We start from the raw sequence: 26,315 nt of genomic DNA, 5'->3' as shown, positions 1-26,315 counted from the left end.
CATGCTCATCAGGAACGCGACGCTTCCGGACGGTCGCCGCCGGGACGTCCGGGTCGACGGCGAACAGATCGGGGCCGTCGGTGAGGCTCTATCGGGGGCAGAGGGCGAGCGGGAGATCGACGCGACGGACAAACGGCTTCTGCCGGGCATGATCGACGCCCATGTCCACTTCCGGCAACCCGGCTATCCGCACAAGGAGACCTGGACGACCGGCTCGCAGAGCGCGGCCGCCGGCGGGGTGACGACCGTCGTCGACCAGCCCAACACCGACCCGCCGACTGTCGACGGGGATGCCTTCGACCGGAAGGCCGATTTGGCGGCCGAATCGCTGGTCGATTTCGGCCTCAACGGCGGCGTCTCCCCGGCGTGGGACCCCGATTCGCTGCTCGACCGGCCGGTGTTCGCCCTGGGAGAAGTGTTCCTGGCGGATTCGACGGGCGACATGGGGATCGACGAGCGTCGCTTCCGGGACGCGCTCGCCGCTGCCGCCGAGGCGGACGTGACCGTCACCGTCCACGCCGAGGACGCGAGTCGGTTCAACCTGGGCGCACGTGACCGAATCGACGCCGACGCCTGGTCGGCCTATCGCGCGGCCCGAGCCGAGATCGACGCGGTCGAACGGGTCTGTGCCCTCGCGAGTGAGTACGACGTCGACCTCCACATCGCCCATGCGAGTACCCCGGAAGCGATCGACGCCGCGGGCGCGGCCGGGATCAGCACCGAAGTCACGCCCCATCACCTGTTTCTCTCCCGCTCGTCTCTGGGTGACCTCGGGACGCATGGCCGGATGAATCCACCCCTCCGCCGCGAGAAGCGCCGCGAGCGTGTCTACGATCGGGTCCGCAACGGCCAGGTCGACATCATTGCCACGGACCACGCCCCCCACACCAGCGAGGAGAAGGACGCCGACATCTGGGACGCGCCGAGTGGAGTCCCCGGCGTCGAGACGGCCCTCCCGCTGCTGCTCGAAGAGGCCCGTCGGGACCATCTCACCTACGAACGCGTTCGGGATCTGATGGCCGCGAACCCGGCTGCGCTGTTCGACCTGCCGAGGAAGGGTCGGATCGCACCTGGCTACGACGCCGACCTCGTCCTCGTCGATCCCGAAGCCACACGGGAGATCCGGGCCGCCGACCTCCACACGAAGTGTGACTGGACGCCCTTCGAGGGCTGGCAGGCCGTCTTCCCCGAGGTCACGATGGTTCGAGGGGCCGTCGTCTACGAACGGGACGACGAGGACTTCGCCGACCATCAGGGACGGAACGTTCGTCTCGCGCGCGACGTAACCCAAGAGGCACCACAACCGGACGAGCAGACGACCAGTGACGGGGAACTGTCGAGTGCCTCGGCCGGGACAGCCCAACCTGACTTGGACGATACCGGGGCAGATGACGAGGTCGCGGAACCGAGCGGCGACGATACTGAAACCGACGACGTGGTCGCGGAGCCGGGCGACGAGGTCCAGTAACCACCCCTTACTCGTCGACGGCGACTTCGAAGGTATGCCCGCACTCGGGGCACTCGGCCTCGTCGTGGCGCAGGGCGACACTTTGATCGCGCACTTCGCGCATGACCTCCGAGATCCGATCCTCGGCTTCGAGTTCCTCGCCGACGCTCAGTTCGACGCCCTCGACTTCCAGGAGGAACTTCGCCACTTCCGTGGCTTCGTACATCAGATCGTCGAGTTCGTCGGCGGTGAAGAAGTCACTCATCGCGCCATAGAGAAAGGTCGCGCCGGCCATCCGGACTTTCTCCTCGAACGAAGCCCGGGCCTGATTGACCGCCTGCGGCGAGTAGGTGTCGGTCATGAACGGGACGAGTTCTGGCAGGTTCTCGCCGATCTTGGTCATCTCGACCCCGGTCTCGGTCCGGAAGTCCGCACAGAGGCGGGCGATGGCCCACTCGCGGGCAGTGATGTAGGTACGTTCCCGGAGGAAGTCGTTGGCCCGCTCGTAGGTGCCGCCGTCGATCTTCTGGAAGCGTTCGTACGAGCGGACGTCCGCCGGGACGTCCTCGTCTGTCTCGCCCTCCGCCGTCGAGGCCCCCGTCTCGTCGGAGCGATCAATCGGGTCGTCCGCCTCGGTCGGGTCCTTCGCGTTGTCGACGGCGTCAGCGGTCGCGTCGCGCTGGTCGGCGGGCCGGTTCGCGCTCGCCGCCGGATCGGTCACGTCTTCGGTCGGTGACGACGAACCATCGGTCGGCTCTTCCTCGTCTGCGGGCGGTGAGCGGTCGTCCATGCGATGACCTGTGGACCCGGTGGGAAAAAGTATGTCGCCGGAAATCTCTGGCAAACCCTGCCGGGACGTGTACCGAGGAACAGAGACTTTTTAGGCGCTACCCCAATGGGAGACATATGAAAATCCTGTTGGGAGTCGGCGGGAGTGAACGCTCCCGACGCGCGCTCGAGGACACCGTCGAGCGGGTGCAGGAAACTGGCGACGAGCTGGCGGTGGCGATCTTCGACGCCGAAGACGTCGACGCGACGACGACCGAGATCGAGTCCGACGTCCGTGACGTTCTCGACTCGGCCGGCGTGGATGCGGAGATCCATCGTCTGTCGGGCCATCCAGCCGGTGACCTCGTCGGGCTGGCCGACGAGGGGGACTTCGACAGACTGGTGATCGGTGGCGGCCAGCGGAGTCCTCTCGGGAAGATCCAGCTCGGATCCATCGCCGAGTTCGTGATACTCAACGCCGAAACCCCGGTGACACTCATCCGATGAACGGAGATCGATCCTACCCGGCGGAGATATCCGGGCCGTTTCCGACTCCGCCACATCGGTTCATCGACGGCATCGGTCGGGAGATCGTGGTCCGGGTCGCCGACGACGATCGAGAGGCACTCGTCGAGATGTACAAGGCGTTCGACTCGGAGGACCGGGCCCAGGGCATCCCGCCGGTCGGCGAGGAGTCGATCCGGCGATGGCTCGAACGCGTCTTCGAGCCTGACTGCCTGAACACGATCGCCTGGCACGACGGTGATGCCGTCGGCCATGCAATGCTAGTCCCGGACGAGGAGGGAGCATCCGAACTGGCGATTTTCGTCCTCGGCAGTCACCAGTCGGCGGGTATCGGCACGGAGTTACTCCAGACGCTGCTCGGTTACGGCAAAGACAGCGGCATCGATCGCGTCTGGTTGACGGTCGAGCGCTGGAACGAACCCGCCATCGGGCTCTACCAGAAAGTCGGCTTCGAGATCCGAAACACCGAGAGTTTCGAACTGGAGATGGCGATCCGGATCGCCGACTCCAGTGGTGACGATTCGGCTTCCGAGGCGGCCAACACAGGAACCGATTCGGCTTCCGACGCAGATGACGATGCCGAACGTGAACCCGACGACGAACCCTAGACCGAGAGAACGGGTTGACTCGCGTACGTGAGGACGTATTCGGCGACTTTGCCGAGCATTGCGCCAGGTTCGTCCATGACGGACTGGCGGGGAATGACGATGAAGTCCGCGCCGATGTCCTCGGCGGCGTCCAACACGACGCTGACTGGGTGCCGAGTCAGTGAACTTGCCGAATAGCCAAAGACGGTCGACTGTGAGAGGTCGATGTTGTGGCCGTCCGCACGCACCTGTTCCCGGACGGCGTCCATGAACGCCCGGTGTTCGTTCGCGACACTGTCGGCTTCGATATCTCCCTGTTCGAGCCCCGCAGCGACCGTCTCCTCGATCACGTACAGGATGTGTACCTCGGCATCGTACCGGTCGGCGATCGGCAATGCGTGCTTGACGGCCCGATCAGAACGGTCCGTGCCGTCGACCGGTACCAGTATCGTGTCGATTTCGACAGCCATTATCCTCTCCTGCGGCGTGACCCCTCAAAAAACCCACCGAGGGACGACTCTCGGACCGTTTCCCTATCGAACTGCATCTCCAGTCCTGATCAAGGTTGGACAGGTCCTCCGTGGGCGGTCACTGAACCTTTATACGAACCGACCGCCATGCTCGTCTATGTACGACACGGTGGTTCTGGCGACTGACGGCTCCCAGAGCGCTGACCGGGCGGTGACAGTCGGCCTTGATCTCGCCCGTCGATTCGACGCGACGGTCCATGCGCTGTACGTGACTGACGCGAGCGAGGTCGACGCCTCCCCGGCGGCGGTCCGGGACGATCTCGAAGCCGCGCTTCAGCAGCACGGTGAGGATGTGCTTGCCCAACTGACCCAACAGACTGATCGATCGGTGGTCACGGCTGTCAGAGAGGGACGGCCGGCTGCGGAGATCTGTGCCTACGCCCAGGAGGTCGCGGCCGACGTCGTCGTGACTGGGACGCGTGGCCGCCACGGCGAACACGCGTTCCTCCTCGGTAGCGTCGCCGAGGCGGTCGTGAGACGTTCGCCCGTTCCCGTCCTGACCGTCCGGCAACTCGACGCCGACGAGACAAGTGCCGTGACGCCCCAGGAGGCCTAAGCGTGGACGACTGGCTCATCGACGACGACCGCCTCTCGATCGAGCGCAAGTCGATCCTCCCCGGTGAGGGGTTCTTTCATCCGGATACCGTCGAGGAGATCGAACGCGAGCGGGAAGCCGCCGACACGCTCGCCGACGCTGGCACAGTCGTGATCGCCGATCCCGACGCCGACGGCCTCGCCTGCGTCGCCTTGATCCGGGACGCCTTCGGCGAGGGTGCGCTTCTGGAAGCGAGTCCGCACGATCTCGCCCGTGCGTTTGAATGGGTCGCCGAGTATCTCGAACCCGACACGGACGTGTTCGTCTGTGATCTCTGCCCCGACGAGGCTGCTGATCTTGCGGGACTCGACGATATCGTGGCCCGCGCTGGATCGGTCCGGTGGTTCGACCACCATCAGTGGGACGAGGATCTTGCCGGGATGGTTGCGGATGCCGGCGTCACACTCACTGTCGGCGAGTCGGATGAGGCGTGTACCGCTGACGTCGCACTCGCCGAACTAGACGCTGACTTCCCCGATCGCTTCGTCGATCTGACGGCTGTCACCCGCGACCACGACCTCTGGATCCGCGACGATCCCCGGAGCGACGATCTGGCTGACCTCGCCCACTGGCTCGAACCCGAGGAGTACGTCGAGATCATCCGAGCGCACGGTGCAGACCTACCGACCGATGCCGAGGAGTTGCTCGCCGAGCGCCGCATCGAGAAGGAAGCCCTGATCGAGAAGGCCGTCGAACGCGCTCAACTTCGGGAGGTCGGTCCCTGGACGGTCGGCGTGACCTACGGTCGCTGCTCGCAAAACGAGGTCGCCGAGGCACTCCGCGAGCAGGGAGCCGACGCCGGGGTGATCGTCAAACCCGCCGGTTCGGCCTCGATCCGTGGGACTGAGAACTTCGAGCGTGCCCACGAGGTCGCGGCCCAGGTCAACGGCGGCGGCCACCCGAAGGCGGCCGGCTGTAAACCCGATGTCTACGACGACATGCTGGATTACGCCCACCACTGGACGACGCGGGGGGCGGTGGCCAAGCAGGCCATTGTAGATGCCTTCCGGCGGTTAGAGGTCGAGGAGTAGTACCCCGAGCGAAGCGGGACACGACAAAGGGAGTGTCTCGGAAATTCGAACGGTGAAGCCGTGAGCGAAGCGAGCCGAGGAGACCCTGACAGACCTCGTTCGGGTGCTGGTTGGCCAGCCACTCGAACTGTTCCGGCTGTGAATGTTTCGACAGTCACCCGAGTTCCGCACTATCGAGGACGAACTCCCAGAGTCCAGCGAGGACGATCAGTCCTGCCACTGCAGCGCTCTCTTTGAGTCCGTACTGCAACGGGTAGACGAATAGTCCGAGAAAGACCACTGTGCCGACGAGCCCGATCAAGCCGGTGAGGACGCCCTTCGTCCCGTTCACATCTGTTGTCATCTGCATCGGGCGTTATTGAGCGTCAGGTTCGTCGGCGAGCCACTTCTCGCTGTAGGTCTCGCCGCAGGTACAGACGGCGTAGGCGTGGATCACGTCACCCTCGGCATAGAGCCCGCCGACCTCGTCGTTCTGGGCCTCGGCGAACGCGAACACGAACTTGACCGTGTGATCGGCTTCGGGATCGTCGTCACTCGCCGGACAGACCCCGCCAGTCAGGTCGTCGTGAATGTCGCCCGGCGTGTCCATCGCCTGCTGGGCCAGGGCCATCGGGTCCATCCCGACGACTGACTCAAACGCACTCCGCCCCTTCTCGCCCGGGAGGACGAGGACAGCGCCATCCGCGACTGTCTCGGCGTGTGCGTCGAGCGCGTCGAGGTTCGAGACGCTGTCTTCGTGTAGAAAGAAGGCGATGTCCTCAGGTCGGTCTCCCGCCAGAAACTCCGCGCGGTCAATCATGCCTGAATCGAGCGGAGCCACCGGCAAAAGCTTCGCGATAGCGTGAGAACGGTGCCGACTCAGATGCTGATGACGCTGGAGACGACTAATTTCGTGAAGATAGCGACCAGCGCGCCGATCCACGAGAGGACGACGAAGTGCATGTAACTGTTGAGCTTGTGACCGCCGTCGGTCGTCCGGATCATCAGCGACGACAGGAGCGCGTTGAAGATAATCACGGTGATGAGCAGGAACTCGATGATCGGAATCTCGTAGACGGAGGTGTGGATGAGCGTGCTGACCTCGAAATTGCTCGATCCCGTCTGGAGGTTGAGACTCATCTCCGAGAGGATGTTTACGACCTGCAGCCCGATGAAGAAGGCGAAGGTCGCGGCCGCGGAGATGCCATAGAGCACGCCGATGAGGGTCGTCGTCTCCTGGTCGCGCTGCTGGCGCAACTGGAGGACTTCGTTCATGTTCTCGCTGATGAGCTCCCCGAGTTGCTTCGGGCTGCCACCCATCTTCCGGCCGATGAGGTACATCTCGCTGAACGTCTGGATCAGGTACGACCGTGACTCGGCGGTGAAGTGTCGCCAGGCCTTCTCGGGCTCGATCCGCATGTTGAGTCGCTTATAGAGGTTGTCGATGTTCTCGCTGAGCGGCCCGAACTCCTTCTCGCGAAGGGATTCCAGGACGGCACCGGTCGTCGACTGCTTGGCTCCTTCGGTCGATCCAAGTGCCCGGATGAAACTCGGGTACTCCTGATCGCGGGCCTTGATCTTCTTCTCCTCCTGTCGGATGATGAGTCCGGGGATGAGCAGCGGCGTGATGGGGAAGACGGCGTAAATCGACAGGGGGACGGGGTCCCAGAAGAAGAATATCATGTCCAGCGTGATCGGGCTGATCCCGGCGAACCCACCGAAGCTGATGAACCCGAACACCAATGTCAGCACCACGCCAGCGGCGAAACTAACGTTGAGTCGCCGCTCCATCGGCGAGGTTATCTCCTCCGGATGGTACCAGACCGGGTCGTAGGGGGCCAACGAGCGGATCGCGACGAAAAAGCCCGTCTGGACGAAGATGAACAGCACGATGACCGCACTCACGGTCATCATTGGGTTCGTCCCCGTCAGGATCGGGAGGACCACAGCGAACACCAGGGCGAACGTCATCGAGAGGATCATCGACAGGTAGAGGTCTTTCATCACCTCGAGGTTGCCAAGCGTCCCCTCGTAGATCGTCTTGTAGTTCTCGATGATCATGTCCTGTTCGGAGAGTAGGTAGTCCTCGAGACTCTGTCCCGCGCCCATAGTGTATGCCAGTCGGTCGAAGAAATCCGCGAGCGCGTCGCTTGGCACTTCCTTCGCCCGGCGACGACACGCGTCGTCGAGGCTCAGATTCCAGGTATCGACCAGTTCGACGACCCGTCCCATCTCGGTGGCGAGTTCGCCGTATTCGTCTTCACTGGCGAGCGCTCTGAACACCTCCATGCGGTCGATTTTCGTCGTCGAGAGGACCGTCATGTGGGTGACCATGAGGTGAAATCTGTCGTTCAGCGCCTGCTTGCGCTGGGAGAGCTGTACTCTGGGATAGAACACCGCAGCCCCGAGGAGGAGCAACCCGAGCAGCGGGAAGGGGAGCTTGATCCCAAGCGGCAGGTTCACCAGCAGCGCCACGCCGAGGGTGGCGAGAAAGAACACGAACGCCGGCAGGAGGATGCCGAACAGATACCGCTGAATCGGGATCCCCATCCGGCGATAGGATTCGAGTAGCGAGGCTATCGTGCCGGAGATCGTCAGGTCGAGGGTGGCTTCTTCGGAGGCCATCAGTCTTGGCGGTGGATGTCGAAGGGGAGTCCCTCGACGCCGTCGCGCTGGAAGTTCTCGATCAACTCGTTGACCTCGTGGTAGCCCAGCACGTTCTCCTGGATCGCCCGCCTGATGATATCCGCCCGGAACTGGAGGTCGTCGTAGATGTCGCGGGTGTCCTCGTACCCTAGCAGGGTCGCGATCTGCTCTTCGAGGACGAAGGAGTTGTTCATCCCCTGGAAGACGATCTCGTCCTCGACGGGGTCCCAGTAGAAGCTCTGGCGGGTGACGACACCGTCCATCTCCTTGGAGTAGCCTTCGATTTCCTGGACTGAGGTGACCCGGCGGAGGACGTCGTCGCCCTGCTTGACCCGGTTCTGGAACAGCGCGATGTCGGCGACGTCCATGAACGTCTCGGGGACGTTGATCGGTTCGCCGGTGAAGCGCTGGATCATCGAAACGATGTCGGCAGCGTGGAAGGTCAGCATGACCGGGTGGCCGGTTTGGGCCGCCTGGAACGCCATTCGACCCTCCTCGCCACGAACCTCGCCCACGATGATGTAGTCGGGCCGCGACCGGAGCGCGGCGGCGACGAGGTCGAACATGTCGACGTCCGTCCCCTCGTCGTCACCTTCCCGGGTGAGGAGTTGCTGCCAGGTGTCGTGTGGCGGCAGGACCTCGGAGGTGTCCTCGGCGGTGTAGATCTTCGAATCCCGGGGGATGAACGACATGATGGAGTTCAGCGTCGTCGTCTTCCCGGAGGCGGTCTCCCCGACGACGAACACCGTCTGTTCGTTCTCCAGGGCGAGCCAGAGGTAGGCCGCCAGTTCCGGGGAGAGGGTGCCCCACTTCGTAATCTGGAAGATCGACAGGGGCACCTCCGTGCCCTGTCGGATGGTCATCGAGGGCCCCTTCAACGAGACATCGTCGGAGTAGATGATGTTGATACGCGAGCCGTCCGGCAGCGTCGAGTCGATGATCGGGTCGCTGTCGGAGACGGGGTCGCCGATCCGTTCGCCCATGTTTCGCAGCCACTGCTCGTAATCCGCGGGTTCGCCGAAGTCGACGGTCGTCTTGATGAGGCTGTAGACGGAGTGATCGACGTAACACTCGTGGGGACCGATGACGTGGATGTCCTCGTTGGCCGGGTCCCGCATCACCGGCTCGAGGGGACCGAGGCCGACGATGTCGCGGTTCAGCCGGTAGCGGATGTTTTCGTAGGTCTCCTCGGTGACGTCAACTTTCCCGAGGTTCGTAATGTTCCCCAGTCGACTCAGGACGCCGTCACCGCTTTCACGCCGCTTGACGTTCGTCGTCTCTTGAAGGAGTTCTTCGATCCGGTCGTCGTACTCACCTTCCTCGGTCGGTGCGGGCTTCATGACGCTGCGTTCGAGCAACCGGTTGCGGACCTTCTCGAAGACCGTCTGCTCGTCCTCTGCCAGTTCCGGCTCGATCGCGTAGTACTTGATGTCCTGGCCGATGTCGCCGTAGACGTGCGTGTAAATAGGGCCGCCGACGGGGTAGAGGATGTTCGGGCGATTGGTCTCGTATTCGCCGTCGGCTTCCTCGACGAACATCGGGAACTCGCCGGTGATCTGCTTGAACTTCTGGAGGTGATCACGGAGGTGTGGACGCCTCGCTGCGTGTTGGCGGAGTTCGTCCGACGGTTTGGGTCTGCCGTGATCTGTCATGTGTATTTCCCCTTATGCGACACTGCGCGATTCGATGACGATGCCCGTCCCAGACCGGACGGAGTACCCGATGGTATCACCGACCTGTTCGCCCATCCCGGCGAAGCGTTTCACCGAGATCTGTCGGCGCACGTCGTTGCCGACCTCGATCATCTCGAGTTCGATGAACACGTCGGCGATGGCCCGGAAGGGGCCGATCGCGTCCTCGTCAAGCGTCGAGGGGTCGACCGTGAGCATGATGACCTTCCCCTCGGCGATGACGTCCCGGAAGTACGAGATGATCTCCAGAGCAGCCTGGCGCTCCTCGTTCTGGCGGACCAGGGCCTCGAACTTGGGGTCGTTCCGGAGGATGGCGTCGAAGGTGTCGATGATGATGACATCCGTGTCCCACATTACTTCGGCGTCCATCAGCCGCTTGAGCAGGTCCATGCGGTCGTTGTCGTCGTCGCCACCCTGGAAGGTGTTGGAGTCGCCGATGTCGGCGTGCAGGAACAGGAGGTTCTCGTCGAGGATGTGCTCGACCATGCCGTAGTCCAGGCTGTGCATCTGATCGAGGAAACTGCCGACGGTCAACTCCGTCGAAAGCATCGTGACCGTCTGGCCGGTCTCACAGAGGCCGTAGGCGAAGCGCTGGCTCATCGCGGACTTCCCGGCACCGTAGTCCCCTTCGACGAGGACGATGCTGCCGGGCGGGATGCCGCCGCCGAGTTCCTTGTTCAGTCTGTCGCGCTCGTCTAAGCCAAGCGAGTACAGATCAGTGGTTGCGATGCTCATGTGTTGAACTCGAACACCTCCCTGTCACCGTAGATCGTCAACTGGACACGGTGGTCCCCGCTCTGTAGGTCCGGGATCGAGATCCCCATGCGGACGACCGTTCCGGGTCGCCAGACGCTCCCGTCGACGACAGTCATACTCACGTCAGTCCGGTAGATCCCATCGACGATCACGTCCATTCCGACCCCGTCGGCCGGGAGCCGCTGGGACCCGGTGTTTTTGACGTACAGCGTGATGTTTCCGTTGCCCTCTCTGTCGTACACCTGTGCGCCGCTATCGCTGATGATCTCGATCTCGGTCCGGACCTCCTGGCTGGCGTCGACCCCGAGATCGTCGACCGCATCGCTGAGCTGGCCGACCGTACTGGTGATCGTCCCCGCGACGCTCGCCGCTACGAGGATGCTCGCGATGAAGATGATCAAATGCGACGCTGACACGCTAGCCACTCAGTCCCACCTCCGTCGCGGCCACACCCGGGCCGGTGACGACCTTGAGCCGGTCGGGCTGGGTGGGGACCGTCATGTTGGCGGTGAGTCGCTGCCCGGTCGCCCAGACGTCCGTCGAGCTGTCGCCGTCGACGGCCCGGTCGAGAAACGACGTCTGCAGTTCGCCGTCGACCATGAAGTCGGTGTCGGCGACGCTCAACCCGTTGGCCCCGGTGTTTTTCACGGTCGCGTTCACGTAGTACAGCTCGTCCCCGGAGACGTTGTGTGCCACCGATACGTCCGTCAGGGTGATCGCCGTGTTCTGCTGGGCGAGCAGGTCGTCCTGGGCAGCGCCTCGCGCATCGTTGACAGTCTCCATGGAGTTCGAGGCGGCGCTGTAGAACGTCCCGAAGGCGACGAAGAACGCGACCAGGAGGATCGCGGCCGAGCCACTAACGCTGAATCCCATCGGGGCCACCTCCGGTCTGGCGTGGCAGCTGTTGGAGGGCGATCGACTCCGCCCCGCCGCCGTTCAGCTGGCTCACGTACCGCAGACTCTTGGTGTGGTGGTCGATGGTCAGGCTCTCGGACTCACCGCCTTCCTCGAAGCCCTTGAGGTACGCCTGTAACTGGTCGGCGACGGACTCGTCGATCCAGTCGATGCGTTCGTAGTAGTCGATGGCCTCCGCGGTGGCCCGGATCCCGACTTCCTCGACCAGGAACTCCAGCCATTCGACGACGATCAGGTCGGCGAGGAACCCGTCCGGAAGCGACGTGAGGTATGGCTTTCCGTCGTCGGATTCGGCGCTCGCTCCTTCGGTTGCTCCCGACCCGTCGGCCTCTTCTTTGGCTGACGGCGCTTCGGCGTTGGCCGCCGGCTCAGTCGCGTCCTCCTCGGTCTGCGCCGTTTCCGTGACGCTCTCCTCCTCGGGGGTAATCGTCTCCTGATCCGGCTCGGTTTCTTCTGTCTCTGTGTCGTCCTCGACGACGCTCGTGGCGGATTCAGTCGCATCGACAGCCTCGTCTGCGCTCTCTTCGTCGCCCTCGTCCTCGATAACCGTATCGAAGAGATCGTCGTCGGCCAGCCCGTCGCCCGCCTCTCCACCGTCGTCCTCCATGGCGAAGTCGTCGTCCTCGTCCACGAGGGCTTCATCGTCATCAAGCGAGTCGTCGTCTGCCGCCAGGTCGTCGGTCGTCTCCTCGATGCTTTCGTCCGGATCTTCGGCGTCGCCTTCGGCCCATTCGGCGTCGCCGGCCTCGTACTCGTCTTTGAGCTCGGCGAAGGATTTCCCGCCCTCACCGCCGCTGTCCGCGTCACCGTCGCCGCCCTCGTCCATGTCGAAGTCGTCTTCGGCGTCGCCGAAATCATCGTCCATGTCGAAGTCGTCCTCGAAGTCGTCTTCGAACCCACCGTCGTCACCGCCGTCGTCTTCGCCCGTGCCCAGGACATCGCCGACGTCGGCATCGGCTTCCAGCTCGTCGTCCTCGACGAGGTCTTCGTCGAAGAACCCTTCCGCGTCGGCGTTGGCGATGTCTTCGTCGAGGTCTCCCTCTTCGGACTGGTCGTCACCATTGTCGAAGAGGCCAAACGACTCCTCTCCGGGGCCGCCCAATCCGCCGGCGTCGATGTCGTCGGCGAAGGGATTGACGCCCCGAGTCACCATCTCGTAGATGTCGAGCAGTTTTCGAACGTTTTCCTCGACGTCGTCGACCGTTTCAGAGATCTGCTCGTTCTCGTTGCGGACCGTGTTGACCGTCGAGGAGAGGCTGCCGACCTCGGTTTCGAGCTCGTCGAGGCGGTGCTGTAGTTCGTCAGTGTCCGCACCGCCCCCGTCCATCTCGCCGAAGTCGTCGTCTTCGAAATCTCCGAAGTCGTCGCCGCCATCACCGAACCCGCCGCCAAGGTCGCCGAGGTCATCCCCGCCTTCCTCGGGCATCAACCCGTCGTCGTCCCCCTCGTCCACGTCGGGGCCCCCGTCCTCGTCCGAGAGGATCGAGTCGAAGACGGATCGGATACTCATGCCGACCACCCCCACCGTCAGGACACCGACGGCGAGCGGTTCGGTCGACAGCGAGCCGACCGACTCGACGATCCAGTCACCGGTGGCCGCGAGGAGGGTAGGGTCCACCCCCTCGACCACTGTCCCGGACTGGAGCAACGAGAGCGTACTCATTAGGAGTAATATCCCCGCACGCGCCCTTCAATGTACCGTTTAGAGTATCATATTTGATAACTGACGGTTCCGTTCAGCAAAATCGATCGGAAATTAGCGTCTGACGTCGCGTGATTGTGCTGTAACCCTCCGCCGGCGCGGTATTGGTATCGATATTCAGAACGAACTGACGTTCACTGTCGCTGGTCGGTAGTTATGACGGTTCCCGTATGTCTCTCCGAAAAAACGGCCAGAGACGCCCTCTCGAATCGACTGGGTGTCATCTCTGACCGGTCAGAGCCGCTTCGAGTCCCGGTTTGCGCTTTTGACGATCAGATCGCCGGTATCGCCTTCGAGCCGGATCGATCGGCCGTGGTCGCCGCCGATGTCTTCGCCGACGATCGGGATGTCGAGTGCCGAGAGGGTTTCCTCGACGACGTTCGCGTTCCGGACACCGATGCCGGAGCCGTTCTTCGAGAAATCGAGCATGTCGCTCCCGCCGGCGATCTTCGCGACGATGTTCGACCGATCCGCACCGTGGTCTTCGAGTTCTCTGACCAGGGTTTTGACGCCGGTGTCCGCGAACTTCGCCGGGTTTCCGCCGTTGACTTCCTCCGAGACTGGCAACATCACGTGTACGAGCCCAGAGACGCTGGACTCCTCGTCGTGGAGCCCGACGCCGATACAGGAGCCGAGTCCACTGGTCGACAGTGTCGCGCCGTTCGTCGAGACGTCGTACTCGGCGATCCCGACCTTGATGCGCTCGGGCGTGCTCGATTGCTCAGTCTGCGATCCGTCGTAGACCTTCATTCCTGGAATATTTCTTCGGGGTCCGCGTCAGTCTCTTCCGCCCGTTCGACCGCCAGTTCCTCGAGTGCTTCCCGGAGTTCCTCGTCGTTGGGCAACGCGTAGATCTCGCTCTCGAACTCGACGTCGTCCGTTCGCATCCGCGAGTCGATGACGAACGCGTGGTCCTGATGTTGCCCGACCTGGGCCGCAAGCGGGTCGATGATCGCCCGCCCCATGTCGTGAACCAGCCGCGGCGGCGTGTGATCGATGGACGTCTGGAGGACGTTCGCCCAGCCGTCGACGAACCCGCTGGTCATGATGTTCCCCAGTTCCTCGATGGCTGCCGTGTGTTGGTCGGTGAGTTCTTCACCCTCGACCGCGGTGGGCATCAGCGCCTCGGCCGCGTTCTTCGCCGAGGCCTCGTCGAACAACACGAGCAGGAACCCACTCGGGAGGTCGGTGAACTCGACGGCCGTCCCGACGTATCGGTCGGTCCCGACCTGCTTGGGGATGTCTTCGATCCGCGTGAAGTTGATTTGTGAGACTTCCGCTTCGACATCAATTCCAGTCATCATCGAGACGTTTTCGGCGGCCTGCTTGGTGCCCTGCTGGGTCATCCGGTTGAAGACGTGGAGCTTGTCGACCGGGATCGCGTCGGCTTCGGCGTCGGCGTGGTCCGCCATCAGGTCCGTGAGCGAGTCCTGATCCGGCAACATGTAGATGTAGAAGTCGACTGATTCGTCGACCCACTCGATCTCGCTTTTGAACACGAAGACCTGATCGTCGGGCGATGAATCATCCGACGTCGGAAGGATCTCCTTGCCGGTCCCTTCGATGTACGTCGGCGGGGAGTGATCGATCGTGGTTTCGAGATAGTCGGCCCAGCCGTCGATGAACCCACTCATCATGATGTTGCCGATCTCCTTGACCCCGCTTTTGGCCATTTCGGCACTGATCTCGTCGCCGGGCATCAGCGTTCCCGCCAACGTCTCGCTACTGTCCTGATCAAGTACCAGCGCTGTCTGACCCGATAGCTCGCCCTCGAAGTCGAATTCGACCCCGACGAACGCCTGCTCGGCCAGCGTTTCGCCGACGTCGCCCCGATCCATCAGCGTGATCTGGGTCACGTCCACGTCGGCGTCGATGCCCGTCATCTGGGTCATCGATGCCGTGGCCTCCTTTGCCCCTTCGTGGGCGAGTTCGTTGAACGTCCCGAGCGACTGGATGTCGACGTTCATCTATGAGGGGACGACGTCTTCGATAGCTTCCATGACGCTTGGCTTCTGGAACGGCTTGGTGATGTACCCGTCGGCCCCAGCCTTCACGGCCTCTTTCATCTTCTCCTCCTGGCCGACGCTGGTGCACATGATCACGTTCGCGTCTGGACTTTCGGTTTTGATCTCGTCGGTGGCCTCGATACCGTCTCTGATCGGCATCACGATGTCCATCATCACGAGGTCCGGATCCTTGTCCTTGTAGGCCTCGACGGCCTCGACGCCGTTTTCGACCTCACCGACGATCTGATGGTCTTCCTCGAGGATTTCGCGCAGCAGGTTCCGCATGAACTCCGAATCGTCCGCGATCAATACTTCTGGCATGGGTTCTACTTCTCAGATTAGCGAATTGCCTAGATAAATGCTTCCGTACTATTATCGCGTTTGATAGCAAACGCCGGCTCTGTGCCGTCACTCGGCGGATATTTTCAGAACACTGGAATCAGTGTCGAGAGCCACTCGGCGACCGGGAGTGCGAACTGGCCGTACGTGATGTACTCGATCCCGGCAAGGACATAAAGCGTCGTGGCGGCCCCGCCCGCAGTCCCGATCGCCGTCGCGACTGGCAGGTCGGGGCCGTCGATCGTGTCCAGGACGACGACAGCCGCGGCAATCCCCGCAGCGATCAGGTTCAACAGGGCGTGAAACTGCATCGCCTCGCCGATCGCCGGGTCGATCGCGACGAACACCGCGATGACGCCGACAATGCCAACCACAGTGGCTCCGACGTATGCGTCGATGAACTCCCGGACGTTCGTCGTGAGGCTCCGCCGGACGGCTGGCAGCCGCATCACACCGTAGACCGCCACGGGCATGATCGGAACCAGATACCGGACCGTGATCTGGGAGTAAAGCGGCAGTCTGGGCAGGTACAGGAGGGTGAACGCGGCGACGAGCGTCCCCGCGAAGAGGTCCGTCTGGTATCGCGGAGTCGAGCGGATCGCCGTCAGTCGTCCACGAAGCTTCCCTCCCCCGCTTTCCAGCCCTCGTTTGCCGAGGACGATCGGGATGGCGACGAGGGTCCCGAGCATCGGCGCGGCTTCCAGGACGGTCAGCTCGACGGTCTCGTGGTCGTTGGTCGCGTAGTCCACCCCCGGGATCCGGCCGCTCCTGAGGAAGACGTGGCCGAGTCGCTCGAGGTCCCCGAAGGCGATCCCGATCCCTTCCGCGACGTATCCCCACAGCTCGCCGATCCGGGCCGCCGCTGCCTCGATGCCGAACACGACCGCCCCGACGAGGCTGTCGAGAACCCCGATAGCGCCGTTGATACCGGTGGCCCCCAGTCCGATCACACCACCGAGAGCACTGGTGATCTGGCTCCAGAGCCCCGTCCCGGGATCGCCAGGGCCGCTCGCTCCGTCGGGGGGTGACGTTTCGCCTGGCGACGCGGGCTCGCCCGGTGGCGTCGGATCCGGTGTCGTCGGTTGTGTGGGCTCGCCACCGCCGTCGACGACGATATCTCCCCCGGGGCTGAGTTCCGCGAGTCCACCGAGATTCGAGAGCATTCGCGGGGCAGTGAACGGCGAGCCGGTGATGAGGTAGTTCGTCAGTCCGAACGGAACCAGCGAGAGGGCGAAAACGACGCCGAGCACGCCTAGCTCTCGAATTCCGTTGCGTCGAGCGGTCGCGAGGTCGAACGGGACGAGTACCACCAGCACCACCAACGCCTCGGCGGCGTGTAGCCACGCGAGGACCCCGACAGCGGCGTAGGACAGGGCTCGCGACGGTAGTGGCCGAGCAGCATTTCGACTCCGGGCGAACCCGAAGACGACGATTGCGATCAGCGCCGCCGACATGACGTGGCGTTTCGGCATCGTCGCCCAGAACGCGATCGGCAGGGCGAGTGCCGCCAGCAATCCCCCGGCCACGCCGACTCGCTGTCCGTGGTACTCACTGAGCAATCGATACACCGCCACGGCGACCACACCTGCCGCCACCAGCGAGAGGAGCTGGAGAGCGAGCAAGCCGTTCCACCGGGGATCGAGCGGCGTCGAAAGCGCGACGTTGCCGACGAACAGGCCCAGCGCGCCCAGCGTTCCAGCCAACGTCACGCGGGGGCGATCAAGCACCTGACCGAGCTGTGACGCGAATGCGGCCACGAGCAGACTCCACCCGCCCGCGAGTACCAGCCGCAACTCGGCGAGTGCCGCGGTCCCTTCGAGCAGCCAGTAGAAGGGGAGAGCGAGTGCCGCCTGGCCGTAGTTGCGCCCGAAGACCTGACCGCCGTGTTCGTATAACCCCGGCTGGGACCCGAGCGTCAGCGAGTACTCGATCCGAGCGATGTGGAGCCGTCCGTCGGCCAGATTCACGAGCGTGTTCGCGATGGCGTAGGTGTCGGTGATGAAAAACCCGACTCGCCAGAGGGCCGCCAGCACGACGACGACACCCAGAAACAGGGTCAGGCCGACGCGATCGCCGAACAGGACAGCGACGGCCTGTCGACGGATCATCGACCCACGTTCGGATAGCCACTCGTCGACTTCGGCTGCACCAACCCGGGTCACCGTCTTACCTCGATCCTGATGGACTCGTTGAACACGGTTCGATCGGTTGACAGCGATTGGACGCGAACGCGTAGCGTTCCGTTATAGTGCGCTGCCGACAGTTCCCCGGACAGGAAGGCCACGTCGCTCGGCCGAACGGTGACGTCACCGGGACTCGCAAGCAGCCGTGTCTCGGCGTGGTCGAGTTGCAGTTCCGGGACGACCAGTCGGTAGACGATCCGTGGCTCTCCTTCGACGTCGTCGATGGACAGTCTCGCGTCCGGAATCCGGAGGTACTCGACGTCAGTCCCGAACCGGCCGGGTGTGATCTCGACGGCGTCGAGATCGATAGCCACCGACGAGACGCTGGCGTTGCCGTCGCCGATCGTCGCCGGCGGGCCGGCCCCCCCGAACGACAGTCCGGGCACGAGCGGGCCGGAGAACACGAGCGTCACGACCACGACGCCGACGAGAAGTTGCTGGCTCAGGCCGAGTGGATCGCCGAAGAAGGAATCGAACGCACGACTCATCTCAGAGCTCGAAGCCATCGTCGCCGATGGCGTTCATGAGTTCCCCGATCGAATCGTCCGGGCCGAGGCCCCGGGCTTTGATCGCCGCCGAAAGACTCTCGGTCGGGTAACTGATCGGCACGTTCGATTCGGTCAGCAGGATACCGAGGATCTCCTCGACTGGCGTCTCGCTGTCGATGTGCTGGGCGTACCACAGGATCAGGCTCTCGAAGATCGTCACCACATCGTTGGACATCATCCGGCGCTGGGACACCCGGCCGTCGAACGTCGCCGTGACGTGAAAGCCGTACCTGGAGTCAGCCGAAGTGAACGAGTCCCGGAGCCACGCTTCGACGTCCGCTTCGGTCATCTCTCCCGTCTCGCTTGCGTTGTCTTGCCAGGGCTCCCGGGATTCGGACGCTGCGTCCGTCGGCGTATTTGACGGGGCTGGCGACGCCTGATCGGATGCTTCGTCGACGTCACTTTCCGATTCATCGGTGGCTGGTTCCGGCTCTGTTTCGGTTGTTTTGATCCCGTCGACATCACCGATCGGATCATTCGGGGAGACGACGTACCGGCCGTCCTCGATCTCCGCGACGTGCTCGTCCTCGGAGATGTCGAGCTCCTCGGGGGCGAGCACGCGTCCGTCCTCGTCGTCGTTGTCGTCCCCTGGTGGCATGTGTTAGTATTCGACGTGACGCGGTATAATTCCGTCGCTGAGCAGACTCGCCTGTGGTTGGCTGGCAATTCGAAAAACGAAGGAGGAAAGGCGGATTTAGAGGTTGACCGAGGACTTCTCAGTCAGGGAGTCCGGCACGACCAGCGTGATGGTGGTCTCGCCACCGGACTGCGTACTGATCGTCAGCGTGGCGGTCTCGCCACCTGCCATGGAGCTGCTGACGTCTGTCTGTGTCAGGTCGATGCTGATGATCGCTCGGTCGACGCGGTTGTTCAACGTGTTGTCGGTGCCGACGGAGCCGTCATTGTCCCGCAGCTCTGAGAAGGTAAAGACACCATCCGCATTGCCTTCGTCGCCACTACCGTCTGCCACTAAATTGGAACTCCCGCCGGCCTGGACCCATTGCATCGTCACGCCCTCGAGATCGACGTCGTTTGACCCGGGTGCCAGACGAGCGGTGATATCAACGGCCTCGACCTGGCCATTGTTTACCGTTCCGACGGTGTTGACTTCGACCAGGCGATTCGTGACCTGCTCGGCTGCCTGTTCACCACTTTCTTCGGCACTACTCTGCAGGAACCCGGCCGTGTTAATCAGCACGCCCGCGGCGATCGCGGCGACCAGCACCATCGCAATGAACACGATGAGTGTGCCGATCCCGACCTGGGCTCGCTCGTTCGGTTTGTCGTTGGTTCGTTCGAACATTGTATGCTCCGCCTGGGTTACTCCCAGACTCTACGTGAATCAACTTCACACACCTATTTAATTGCAACTCCCAAATTATCACAATTGAATTTGGGGCTCCGTCCTTCGAATTCAGGGGATACTGAAGCCTAACTACATGGCATGGGTGTACACGAGCCGAGAGAAGTCCGGCAGGCGAGCCGATGGTCACATTTCGAAATCAATATTCACAACTGCGGATCGAATCGATATCAGTTCGCATGGATAGTGAATGCGTGAATCAGTTCATGAGAAGGCCGCCGCTCAACGCGTACACAGGAACCCAGAAACAGCGTAGACGAAAGAGGGGAGGCGGATTTACAGGTTGACCGAGGACTTCTCAGTCAGGGAGTCCGGCACGACCAGCGTGATGGTGGTCTCGCCACCGGACTGCGTACTGATCGTCAGCGTGGCGGTCTCGCCACCTTCCATCTGACCGGCAATGTTGTCATTGGATCCATCGAGGCCGATAGTGATGACTGCGCGGTCGACGCGGTTGTTCAACGTACTGTCGGTGCCGACGGAGCCGTCATTGTCCCGCAGCTCATCGTAACTGAATACCCCATCGGCGTTATTGATGTCGCTGGTCTGGTCCGACACCAGATTGTAACTCCCGCCTGCTTGGACCCATTGCATCGTCACGCCATCTAGGTCCACGTCGGACGATCCTGGCGCCAGTCGGGTCGTGATCTTGACTTCCGTGACGACAGTCGGATCTTGGCTGGTATCGACTGTGCCAACGGTGTTGACTTCGACCAGGCGATTCGTGACCTGCTCGGCTGCCTGTTCACCACTTTCTTCGGCACTACTCTGCAGGAACCCGGCCGTGTTGATCAGCACGCCCGCGGCGATCGCGGCGACCAGCACCATCGCGATGAACACGATGAGTGTGCCGATCCCGACCTGGGCCCGCTCGTTCGGTTTGTCGTTGGTTCGTTCGAACATTGTATGCTCCGCCTGGGTTACTCCCAGACTCTAATTGAACCGAATTCGTACACCCCTTTAAGAATATCTCTCAAATTATCTATTCTGAAAACGGGGATTGGCCGGCATCCTCGCCCCGTTCAAATATTGAGAATGTAGCATAGTCGGCCCGAAATGGGCGTGTTCGCCTTCAGTCGCCGTGTACAGGTAACACACTGCACGATCGTGGCGAGTCCTGAACCGCTCACGCTTCGTAGGTGACGAGACTGTACATCACGAACAGGTAGCCAAACGTCGTCAACCCGCTGTTGACGAGCAACAATCCGCGCGCACCGTCGAAGTCAGTCACGAACGCACTGATCATCGTGGCCGCTGCGCCGGCCACCGCCAGCGCGAACCCGAGCGAGAGGTGTAACATCGCCCGTCGTGACGTTTGTGCGTACGCACGGACTGCCATACCGACCATCGTGAGTCCCGCGACTACGAAGACGAGGGTCAAAACCGCATAGAGGAGTTCAAGTACTGGCACTGCCTGAGAGTTTCCGAGCACCCGTATTAAATCATTCCTCGAAAATATCTGCATTGATAATCGGTCGATGGCGGACCACGATCGCCGTTCTATCGATGGTGCCTGTCCGCGTGTTCGAAACCTAGGATTCCGAGAGCGTCCGCCACGCCTCGTCGAGTTTGTTCGTCACTTCCGAGCGCTCCTGGACGTCGACCATCAGGGAGTCGTCGAACCCGACCTGGATCGAGTCGACGTTTCGCCGATAGACCTTGATACGACGGCGGTCGTCGGACAACACGTTGTCGTGAAGCTCCAGCAGATCGTGCTCGGTGAGCTCGTCGATGCGCCGATAACAGGTCGCGATCGGGATGTCGAGTTCGTCGCTCAGATCCTGTGCGGACTTCGGCTCGTCGGTCGCGTCCAGTATCTCGGCGCTGTACTTGTTCCCGAGGGTCCGCAGTAACTCGACCGATGCCATCGTTATCAGAATATGAATCAGCGTAAAGATAAAAGTATCGCCGATGAAATCGCCGTGAAATCACCCTCGTCGAGTATTTCTATTTTTACTGGAACTGTGCTCCAGCAGCCCGCTACCCCTCATTCTCAGCCATAAGAACGGTCTATCATTGCCGGTAACGCCAACAAATGTGGGTTCTGCGTGTCCCGCTCGGACTCACTGCTTCACAGCGGCGACTCGGAGTCGTTCATCATCGAGAACGCACTCGCATTGTCGTGGACCTGAATACCCCCGTGGGCGATCTCCATCGGGAAGATGTCCGTCTCGATCTCCTGTTTGCGCATCTTCGCCACCCAGACGTACCGATTGACTCCCGACTCGGTCGGCGTCTGGATCAGATAGATGTTGCCGTCCGTCAGGAAGTTCTCCAAGCCGATGTCGTTGTCGGGAAACACCGTGGACTGCTCGTTGGTCAGCAAGCTGGTCAGGCCGTTCTGTTTCAGGATGTCCGTGAACTTGAGGAGATACGTCCGGCGTTCGGCGTCGTCGTCAAAGAACAACTCGAACATGGCCAGTGAGTCCAACACGAGCCGGTCGTATTCGCCGTCTTGGATGTCATCCAGGAGGACATCGAGGGTGTCCGTGAAGCTGTTTTCCTGGAGGAGGCGGCGCTTGTCGTAGACCTTGATGTCGCCGTTGTCTTCGAACTCCGACCACCGATCGAAGCCGATCGATTCGGCCGCCGCTGTCAGATCTTCGCGGTTCTCCTCGAAGGAGAGGTAGATGCCGCGTTCGTCGGACTGCGTGACGCCGTTGTAGATGAACTGCAGCCCCAGGATGCTCTTGCCGGCCCCCGGTGTGCCGACGACCAGTGTCGTCGAGTTCGTCACGATACCGCCGTTGAGAATCGAATCGAGCCCGTCAATGCCAGTTTCGGTGAGTTCTACCATCGTGGATACCCCGTGGACGTTGTCATCTACCCCACGTTGGGTCGCCACCAGTGAAAAAGGCTTCCGGATCGTCTCAGACAGTCTACTGTTTCACGCGGAGTGGATTTCCCTCCGTGGTTTACTCGGCGTGGACGGCTACCGGGTCCACCCAGATGACGAACCCCTCGTCCCGTTTGACGACGCCCTTGATCGACGCCGAGTCCGCGCCGCCGGGTGAGTCGTCGACATCGCCCTCGTCGATCTGTCTGACCTGGTGGACCTCGTCGACGAGCCATCCTGCCGCCTCCTGGTCGGCGATAATTTCGGGATCGAAGACGATGATCCGTCGTTCCGCTCCGTCCTCGTTGATCCCGAACACTATTTTGGGGTCGACGATCGAGGTTGTGCGTCCCCGAAGGTCCATGACCCCCCGGACGTGTCGTGGTGAGTTCGGGACGCTGGTGACCTCGCCGATGTCGACGATCTCGGTGACGTGGTCGATACTCACGCAGTACGTTTCCGATCCGAGCTCGAACTCGAGTACCTGGCCGATCGTGTCTGTCATCTGTATGTCCTCCCGGCGGCGCACCGGAACTCGTCTACCGAGTACCCCTGCCGCCACCGACTGACTCTATCCTGACTTTCGGCAAAACTACCTTAAGTGTGTCCACCGGGTTATCAACGATGATTACGACGCCGGAGTCTTTATTTGCCCGGTTTAGCAAGGTTTCACCGGAGACAGATCGATCCGATCGGACTGTCGACTGGCCGCTCCTGTTCGGTCGGTCACATTTAAATCCGCCCCCATACAGGTCTGCACACGGAACATGTCATCACGATCATCGCCCCGGGCCGTCGTCGCCGACGACTCTCACTTCATGCGGAGCGTCATTTCCGACATCCTCGAAGAGGGCGGCATCGAGGTTGTCACGACGGCGAGAGACGGCCGTGCGGCGATCACTGCCGTTCGGGAGCACGAACCGGACGTCGTGACGATGGACGTCGAGATGCCGGAGATGAACGGCATCGAGGCGGCCGAGCGGATCATGGCCGAGCGCCCGACGCCGATCCTGATGCTCAGTGCCCACACTGACGAAAACGCGGACGTCACGTTCGAGGCCTTAGAGAAGGGCGCTGTCGACTTTTTCACCAAACCCGGCGGCGAAGTGTCGATGGAGATGTCGCGACTGAAAGAACAGCTCGTCGATATGGTGCTCTCGGTCGCCGAGGTCGACGTGACGACCGACGCCGGGCGGAGTGAGCCGGCGAGCGCTTCCGAACCGACGATCAAACCGGGGAGCGTCGTCGAGAACCCGACGCTTGTCATCGGCTCCTCGACGGGTGGACCGACAGTCGTCGAGCAGATTCTCTCGGAGCTGCCGGCCGCGGCGGATCTGCGGATCCTCGTCGTCCAGCATATGCCAACGGACTTCACCGGCCGCTTCGCCACGCGCCTGAACAAACGAAGCGAATACACCGTTCGGGAGGCTGGCGACGGCGACCGGATCGGTGGCGGCGAAGCACTGGTCGCTGCTGGCGGCCGACACATGGAGGTCTCGAACTACCGGAGTGGTCGGCTTCGCGTGGCCCTGACTGATGACGACCCCGTCAACAGCGTCCGTCCGTCAGTCGACGTGACCATGGAGAGCGCTGCGGCGGTCATCGACGACCCGCTGGTCGGTGTCATTCTCACCGGCATGGGAACTGACGGTGCCGCTGGGATTCGGGCGATCAAGGCTGCGGGTGGGACGACCCTCGCACAGGACGAAGCGTCCTCGGCCGTCTACGGCATGCCGAAGCGGGCCGTCGAGACCGGACAGGTCGACGCCATCTGTCCACTCGATACCCTCTCGGACCGGATTCTCGACGCGATCAACGCGGAGGTGCACTAACCCATATGGACGAACAATATCTCGACGCCTTCATTCGCGAGAGCGAGGAGGCAATCACGGAGTTGAACAACTCGTTACTCGAACTTGAATCGGACCCCAGCGATCAGGCGGCGATGGATTCGATCTTCCGAACAGCCCACACGCTGAAGGGGAACTTCGGCGCGATGGGATTCGACGACGCCAGCGACCTCGCCCACGCGATCGAGGACCTCCTCGATGCCATCCGCCAGGGCGACATGGACGTCACGCCGGAGATCATGGATCTCGTGTTCGCCGGTGTCGACGACATCGAAGCCATCGTCACCGAGATCGAAGCGAACGGTGAACCGTCCGCCGACACGGCCGACCGGGTCGAGGACATCCGTGCAGTCATGGAAGACGGTCCCGACGCCGCCGGTGCAGCGAGTGACGACGGTCGGTCGTCCGGTTCGGATGGTGACGTCGACGCCGGGGCCGAGGGCGACACCTCGGCATCCGGGCCTTCGATCGATGTCGAACCGATCCTCGATCGTGTGGACGTTCCCGAGCCGGAATCGGGCACTGTCACGCTTGCGGACGTCGACATCGGCGGCGGAGACATGCAGGGCGTCGACGCGATGCTGGCGCTGGACGCCATCGAGGACGCCCTCGACGTTGTGGCGACCGATCCATCCACAGACGAGATCGAGAACGGCGTGTTCGACGAAACGTTCGCCGTGTTCGCGGCCGCCGACGAATCGACAGTTCGGGCAGCGGTCGACGACGTCGGTCCCGTCGAATCCGCGACCGTACAGGACGTCTCGGAGGCAGTCGCGGCTGCAGACACGGCGGATGAGACGGGAGCCACGGACGACGCCGGTACCAGCGCGTCCACGTCGTCGAGTGCCTCCGAGACCGCTGTGGACGAGATCAAATCCGTCCGGGTCGACGTCGATCAGCTCGACGACTTACACGGCCTGGTCGAACAGCTTGTGACTAGCCGGATCAAACTTCGCCGGGCGGCCGAACAGAACAACGTCGATTCGACCGGCGAGACCCTCAACGAACTCGACAAGATCACGGCGAGCCTCCAGAACACCGTCATGGACATGCGGCTGATCCCGCTGGGGAAGGTCGTCGGGAAGTTCCCCCGTCTCGTGCGGGATCTCTCGCGGGACCTCGGCAAGGAGATCGACTTCTCGATCGAGGGCGAGGACATCGAACTCGATCGGACGATCCTGACCGAGATCTCCGATCCGTTGATGCACATCCTCCGGAACGCCGTGGATCATGGGATCGAACCGCCGGCGGAACGCGAGCGCAAGGGCAAGTCCCGGGAGGGTTCGATCGAGTTGCGTGCCCGCCGGGAGCGTGATCACGTCGTCATCTCCGTCGAAGACGACGGTGCGGGCTTGGACGTCGAGGCGATCCGCGAGCAGGCCCGCAAGCAGGGCATCCGGTCGGCCGACGAACTCGACCGGATGGACGACTCGGCGATCTACGATCTCACCTTCCACCCCGGCTTCTCGACGGCCGAGGAAGTGACGGGGACGAGCGGCCGCGGCGTCGGGATGGACGTCGTCCACGAGACCGTCTCGCAACTGGACGGTTCGGTCAACGTCGAGAGCGAACCCGACGAGGGGACGACCGTCTCGCTGCGGCTCCCGGTGACGATGGCGATCGTGAAGGTGCTGTTCATCCAGGTGGGCGACGAACAGTACGGGATCCCGATCAAGAACGTCGACGAGATCACCGACGCCGGGGAGGCGCGCGAGATCAACGGCAACGAGGTCATCAAACACAACGACGAGATCTACCCGATCATCCACCTCGACGAGGCCTTCGACGTCCCCGGCGAACGCACGAACGGCGACGGGATGCTGATCCGCGTCAGGGAATCTGAACGCAAAGTCGCACTCCACTGTGACGAGGTCAACAGCCAGGAGGAAGTCGTGGTCAAACCGCTGGAGGGACTGCTCTCTGGAACCCCGGGGCTCTCCGGAACTGCGGTGATCGGCGACGGGAACATCGTGCACATTCTCGACGTCGTCACACTGTGATACTACATGACAATTGAC

At 62.5% G+C, this 26,315-nt stretch carries 29 protein-coding genes; 7 read left to right on the top strand and 22 right to left on the bottom strand.

Features of this window, described 5'->3' with window-relative positions:
- Nucleotide 1: 1 nt before the first annotated feature.
- On the top strand, nucleotides 2–1,468 hold the full coding sequence (locus tag HUTA_RS04755; protein ID WP_015788730.1) for a dihydroorotase: 1,467 nt from the start codon (nucleotides 2–4) through the stop codon (nucleotides 1,466–1,468).
- Between the two features lie 7 nt (nucleotides 1,469–1,475).
- Here HUTA_RS04755 and HUTA_RS04750 read toward each other — a convergent pair whose 3' ends face one another.
- Entirely contained in the window at nucleotides 1,476–2,237 is a 762-nt protein-coding gene (locus HUTA_RS04750) for a DUF5806 family protein (RefSeq protein WP_015788729.1), read from the bottom strand.
- 116 nt (nucleotides 2,238–2,353) lie between these two features.
- Between HUTA_RS04750 and HUTA_RS04745 the strand changes: the two genes are divergently transcribed.
- Together HUTA_RS04745 and HUTA_RS04740 are read left to right on the top strand one after the other, a co-directional pair.
- Nucleotides 2,354–2,722: a universal stress protein gene (locus tag HUTA_RS04745; protein WP_015788728.1), complete on the top strand. Its 369-nt coding sequence runs from the start codon at nucleotides 2,354–2,356 to the stop codon at nucleotides 2,720–2,722.
- Nucleotides 2,719–3,348, top strand: a complete 630-nt coding sequence (locus tag HUTA_RS04740) for a GNAT family N-acetyltransferase (RefSeq protein WP_015788727.1) — start codon at nucleotides 2,719–2,721, stop codon at nucleotides 3,346–3,348. The genes HUTA_RS04745 and HUTA_RS04740 overlap by 4 nt, the downstream gene beginning before the upstream one ends.
- On the opposite strand, the gene HUTA_RS04735 is transcribed toward HUTA_RS04740, so the two are convergent.
- Nucleotides 3,345–3,797, bottom strand: a complete 453-nt coding sequence (locus HUTA_RS04735; RefSeq protein WP_015788726.1) for a universal stress protein — start codon at nucleotides 3,795–3,797, stop codon at nucleotides 3,345–3,347. The two genes, HUTA_RS04740 and HUTA_RS04735, sit on opposite strands and share 4 nt — an antisense overlap.
- Before the next feature lie 157 nt (nucleotides 3,798–3,954).
- Between HUTA_RS04735 and HUTA_RS04730 the strand changes: the two genes are divergently transcribed.
- Together HUTA_RS04730 and HUTA_RS04725 are read left to right on the top strand one after the other, a co-directional pair.
- On the top strand, nucleotides 3,955–4,413 hold the full coding sequence (locus tag HUTA_RS04730; protein WP_015788725.1) for a universal stress protein: 459 nt from the start codon (nucleotides 3,955–3,957) through the stop codon (nucleotides 4,411–4,413).
- Nucleotides 4,414–4,415: 2 nt separating this feature from the next.
- Entirely contained in the window at nucleotides 4,416–5,483 is a 1,068-nt protein-coding gene (locus tag HUTA_RS04725; protein ID WP_015788724.1) for a DHH family phosphoesterase, read from the top strand.
- A gap of 154 nt (nucleotides 5,484–5,637) precedes the next feature.
- On the opposite strand, the gene HUTA_RS04720 is transcribed toward HUTA_RS04725, so the two are convergent.
- The 20 genes from HUTA_RS04720 to HUTA_RS04625 all read right to left on the bottom strand — a co-directional run bounded on the left by HUTA_RS04720 (nucleotide 5,638) and on the right by HUTA_RS04625 (nucleotide 22,952).
- A complete protein-coding gene (locus HUTA_RS04720; RefSeq protein WP_049941192.1) occupies nucleotides 5,638–5,826 on the bottom strand; it encodes a hypothetical protein in 189 nt (62 codons plus the stop codon).
- A 12-nt stretch (nucleotides 5,827–5,838) separates the two neighbouring features.
- A complete protein-coding gene (locus tag HUTA_RS04715) occupies nucleotides 5,839–6,282 on the bottom strand; it encodes a DUF5807 family protein (protein ID WP_015788722.1) in 444 nt (147 codons plus the stop codon).
- Between the two features lie 59 nt (nucleotides 6,283–6,341).
- Nucleotides 6,342–8,087, bottom strand: coding sequence for an archaellar assembly protein FlaJ (flaJ, locus tag HUTA_RS04710; RefSeq protein WP_015788721.1), 1,746 nt, complete (start codon nucleotides 8,085–8,087; stop codon nucleotides 6,342–6,344).
- Complete coding sequence (locus HUTA_RS04705) at nucleotides 8,087–9,760, bottom strand: type II/IV secretion system ATPase subunit (protein ID WP_015788720.1); 1,674 nt, start codon at nucleotides 9,758–9,760, stop codon at nucleotides 8,087–8,089. Before HUTA_RS04705 ends, flaJ begins: the two co-directional genes overlap by 1 nt.
- Before the next feature lie 12 nt (nucleotides 9,761–9,772).
- The gene (locus tag HUTA_RS04700; protein ID WP_015788719.1) at nucleotides 9,773–10,534 is read right to left on the bottom strand and encodes an ATPase domain-containing protein; all 762 of its coding nucleotides are present in this window, start codon (nucleotides 10,532–10,534) and stop codon (nucleotides 9,773–9,775) included.
- Entirely contained in the window at nucleotides 10,531–10,980 is a 450-nt protein-coding gene (locus HUTA_RS04695) for a flagellin (RefSeq protein ID WP_015788718.1), read from the bottom strand. Before HUTA_RS04695 ends, HUTA_RS04700 begins: the two co-directional genes overlap by 4 nt.
- Nucleotides 10,973–11,428, bottom strand: coding sequence for a flagellin (locus HUTA_RS04690; RefSeq protein WP_015788717.1), 456 nt, complete (start codon nucleotides 11,426–11,428; stop codon nucleotides 10,973–10,975). Before HUTA_RS04690 ends, HUTA_RS04695 begins: the two co-directional genes overlap by 8 nt.
- Nucleotides 11,412–13,133 carry a FlaD/FlaE family flagellar protein gene (locus HUTA_RS04685; RefSeq protein ID WP_015788716.1) on the bottom strand — a complete coding sequence of 574 codons (1,722 nt, stop codon included), beginning with the start codon at nucleotides 13,131–13,133 and terminating at the stop codon, nucleotides 11,412–11,414. The genes HUTA_RS04690 and HUTA_RS04685 overlap by 17 nt, the downstream gene beginning before the upstream one ends.
- Before the next feature lie 273 nt (nucleotides 13,134–13,406).
- Nucleotides 13,407–13,922, bottom strand: coding sequence for a chemotaxis protein CheD (locus tag HUTA_RS04680; RefSeq protein ID WP_015788715.1), 516 nt, complete (start codon nucleotides 13,920–13,922; stop codon nucleotides 13,407–13,409).
- Nucleotides 13,919–15,139 (bottom strand): chemotaxis protein CheC, encoded by a 1,221-nt coding sequence (locus tag HUTA_RS04675; protein WP_015788714.1) that lies wholly within the window; start codon nucleotides 15,137–15,139, stop codon nucleotides 13,919–13,921. The genes HUTA_RS04680 and HUTA_RS04675 overlap by 4 nt, the downstream gene beginning before the upstream one ends.
- Complete coding sequence (gene cheY / locus HUTA_RS04670; RefSeq protein WP_015788713.1) at nucleotides 15,140–15,499, bottom strand: chemotaxis protein CheY; 360 nt, start codon at nucleotides 15,497–15,499, stop codon at nucleotides 15,140–15,142. It abuts the gene before it with no gap.
- 104 nt (nucleotides 15,500–15,603) lie between these two features.
- The gene (locus tag HUTA_RS04665; RefSeq protein ID WP_015788712.1) at nucleotides 15,604–17,679 is read right to left on the bottom strand and encodes a hypothetical protein; all 2,076 of its coding nucleotides are present in this window, start codon (nucleotides 17,677–17,679) and stop codon (nucleotides 15,604–15,606) included.
- Nucleotides 17,676–18,188: a hypothetical protein gene (locus HUTA_RS04660; protein WP_015788711.1), complete on the bottom strand. Its 513-nt coding sequence runs from the start codon at nucleotides 18,186–18,188 to the stop codon at nucleotides 17,676–17,678. Before HUTA_RS04660 ends, HUTA_RS04665 begins: the two co-directional genes overlap by 4 nt.
- A 1-nt stretch (nucleotide 18,189) precedes the next feature.
- Nucleotides 18,190–18,846 (bottom strand): DUF7500 family protein, encoded by a 657-nt coding sequence (locus tag HUTA_RS04655; protein ID WP_015788710.1) that lies wholly within the window; start codon nucleotides 18,844–18,846, stop codon nucleotides 18,190–18,192.
- Nucleotides 18,847–18,942: 96 nt separating this feature from the next.
- Nucleotides 18,943–19,551 carry an archaellin/type IV pilin N-terminal domain-containing protein gene (locus HUTA_RS04650; RefSeq protein ID WP_015788709.1) on the bottom strand — a complete coding sequence of 203 codons (609 nt, stop codon included), beginning with the start codon at nucleotides 19,549–19,551 and terminating at the stop codon, nucleotides 18,943–18,945.
- 336 nt (nucleotides 19,552–19,887) lie between these two features.
- Nucleotides 19,888–20,514, bottom strand: coding sequence for an archaellin/type IV pilin N-terminal domain-containing protein (locus HUTA_RS04645; protein ID WP_015788708.1), 627 nt, complete (start codon nucleotides 20,512–20,514; stop codon nucleotides 19,888–19,890).
- A 223-nt stretch (nucleotides 20,515–20,737) separates the two neighbouring features.
- Entirely contained in the window at nucleotides 20,738–21,076 is a 339-nt protein-coding gene (locus HUTA_RS04640) for a DUF7521 family protein (RefSeq protein ID WP_015788707.1), read from the bottom strand.
- 67 nt (nucleotides 21,077–21,143) lie between these two features.
- A complete protein-coding gene (locus HUTA_RS04635; RefSeq protein ID WP_015788706.1) occupies nucleotides 21,144–21,479 on the bottom strand; it encodes a winged helix-turn-helix domain-containing protein in 336 nt (111 codons plus the stop codon).
- Between the two features lie 203 nt (nucleotides 21,480–21,682).
- Nucleotides 21,683–22,408: an RAD55 family ATPase gene (locus tag HUTA_RS04630; RefSeq protein WP_015788705.1), complete on the bottom strand. Its 726-nt coding sequence runs from the start codon at nucleotides 22,406–22,408 to the stop codon at nucleotides 21,683–21,685.
- Nucleotides 22,409–22,526: 118 nt separating this feature from the next.
- On the bottom strand, nucleotides 22,527–22,952 hold the full coding sequence (locus HUTA_RS04625; protein ID WP_015788704.1) for a chemotaxis protein CheW: 426 nt from the start codon (nucleotides 22,950–22,952) through the stop codon (nucleotides 22,527–22,529).
- A gap of 262 nt (nucleotides 22,953–23,214) precedes the next feature.
- On the opposite strand from HUTA_RS04625, the gene HUTA_RS04620 reads away from it, so the two are divergent.
- Nucleotides 23,215–24,279: a protein-glutamate methylesterase/protein-glutamine glutaminase gene (locus HUTA_RS04620; protein ID WP_015788703.1), complete on the top strand. Its 1,065-nt coding sequence runs from the start codon at nucleotides 23,215–23,217 to the stop codon at nucleotides 24,277–24,279.
- 5 nt (nucleotides 24,280–24,284) lie between these two features.
- Nucleotides 24,285–26,297, top strand: a complete 2,013-nt coding sequence (cheA, locus tag HUTA_RS04615; protein WP_015788702.1) for a chemotaxis protein CheA — start codon at nucleotides 24,285–24,287, stop codon at nucleotides 26,295–26,297.
- Nucleotides 26,298–26,315 lie beyond the last annotated feature (18 nt).

The organism is Halorhabdus utahensis DSM 12940, from assembly GCF_000023945.1.
In the GTDB taxonomy this organism is placed as follows: domain Archaea; phylum Halobacteriota; class Halobacteria; order Halobacteriales; family Haloarculaceae; genus Halorhabdus; species Halorhabdus utahensis.
This window is presented reverse-complemented; position numbering and strand designations above follow the sequence as displayed.

Coding starts and splice junctions, on each gene's coding strand:
- HUTA_RS04730 (WP_015788725.1), top strand. CDS start 3,955: ATGTACGACACGGTGGTTCTGGCGACTGACGGCTCCCAGAGCGCTGAC.
- HUTA_RS04690 (WP_015788717.1), bottom strand. CDS start 11,428: ATGGGATTCAGCGTTAGTGGCTCGGCCGCGATCCTCCTGGTCGCGTTC.
- HUTA_RS04660 (WP_015788711.1), bottom strand. CDS start 18,188: ATGAGTCGTGCGTTCGATTCCTTCTTCGGCGATCCACTCGGCCTGAGC.
- HUTA_RS04675 (WP_015788714.1), bottom strand. CDS start 15,139: ATGAACGTCGACATCCAGTCGCTCGGGACGTTCAACGAACTCGCCCAC.
- HUTA_RS04745 (WP_015788728.1), top strand. CDS start 2,354: ATGAAAATCCTGTTGGGAGTCGGCGGGAGTGAACGCTCCCGACGCGCG.
- HUTA_RS04740 (WP_015788727.1), top strand. CDS start 2,719: ATGAACGGAGATCGATCCTACCCGGCGGAGATATCCGGGCCGTTTCCG.
- HUTA_RS04720 (WP_049941192.1), bottom strand. CDS start 5,826: ATGACAACAGATGTGAACGGGACGAAGGGCGTCCTCACCGGCTTGATC.
- HUTA_RS04715 (WP_015788722.1), bottom strand. CDS start 6,282: ATGATTGACCGCGCGGAGTTTCTGGCGGGAGACCGACCTGAGGACATC.
- HUTA_RS04630 (WP_015788705.1), bottom strand. CDS start 22,408: ATGGTAGAACTCACCGAAACTGGCATTGACGGGCTCGATTCGATTCTC.
- HUTA_RS04625 (WP_015788704.1), bottom strand. CDS start 22,952: ATGACAGACACGATCGGCCAGGTACTCGAGTTCGAGCTCGGATCGGAA.
- HUTA_RS04750 (WP_015788729.1), bottom strand. CDS start 2,237: ATGGACGACCGCTCACCGCCCGCAGACGAGGAAGAGCCGACCGATGGT.
- HUTA_RS04680 (WP_015788715.1), bottom strand. CDS start 13,922: ATGAAGGTCTACGACGGATCGCAGACTGAGCAATCGAGCACGCCCGAG.
- HUTA_RS04685 (WP_015788716.1), bottom strand. CDS start 13,133: ATGAGTACGCTCTCGTTGCTCCAGTCCGGGACAGTGGTCGAGGGGGTG.
- HUTA_RS04755 (WP_015788730.1), top strand. CDS start 2: ATGCTCATCAGGAACGCGACGCTTCCGGACGGTCGCCGCCGGGACGTC.
- cheY (WP_015788713.1), bottom strand. CDS start 15,499: ATGCCAGAAGTATTGATCGCGGACGATTCGGAGTTCATGCGGAACCTG.
- HUTA_RS04620 (WP_015788703.1), top strand. CDS start 23,215: ATGTCATCACGATCATCGCCCCGGGCCGTCGTCGCCGACGACTCTCAC.
- flaJ (WP_015788721.1), bottom strand. CDS start 8,087: ATGGCCTCCGAAGAAGCCACCCTCGACCTGACGATCTCCGGCACGATA.
- cheA (WP_015788702.1), top strand. CDS start 24,285: ATGGACGAACAATATCTCGACGCCTTCATTCGCGAGAGCGAGGAGGCA.
- HUTA_RS04655 (WP_015788710.1), bottom strand. CDS start 18,846: ATGCCACCAGGGGACGACAACGACGACGAGGACGGACGCGTGCTCGCC.
- HUTA_RS04705 (WP_015788720.1), bottom strand. CDS start 9,760: ATGACAGATCACGGCAGACCCAAACCGTCGGACGAACTCCGCCAACAC.
- HUTA_RS04635 (WP_015788706.1), bottom strand. CDS start 21,479: ATGGCATCGGTCGAGTTACTGCGGACCCTCGGGAACAAGTACAGCGCC.
- HUTA_RS04735 (WP_015788726.1), bottom strand. CDS start 3,797: ATGGCTGTCGAAATCGACACGATACTGGTACCGGTCGACGGCACGGAC.
- HUTA_RS04645 (WP_015788708.1), bottom strand. CDS start 20,514: ATGTTCGAACGAACCAACGACAAACCGAACGAGCGGGCCCAGGTCGGG.
- HUTA_RS04650 (WP_015788709.1), bottom strand. CDS start 19,551: ATGTTCGAACGAACCAACGACAAACCGAACGAGCGAGCCCAGGTCGGG.
- HUTA_RS04700 (WP_015788719.1), bottom strand. CDS start 10,534: ATGAGCATCGCAACCACTGATCTGTACTCGCTTGGCTTAGACGAGCGC.
- HUTA_RS04640 (WP_015788707.1), bottom strand. CDS start 21,076: ATGCAGATATTTTCGAGGAATGATTTAATACGGGTGCTCGGAAACTCT.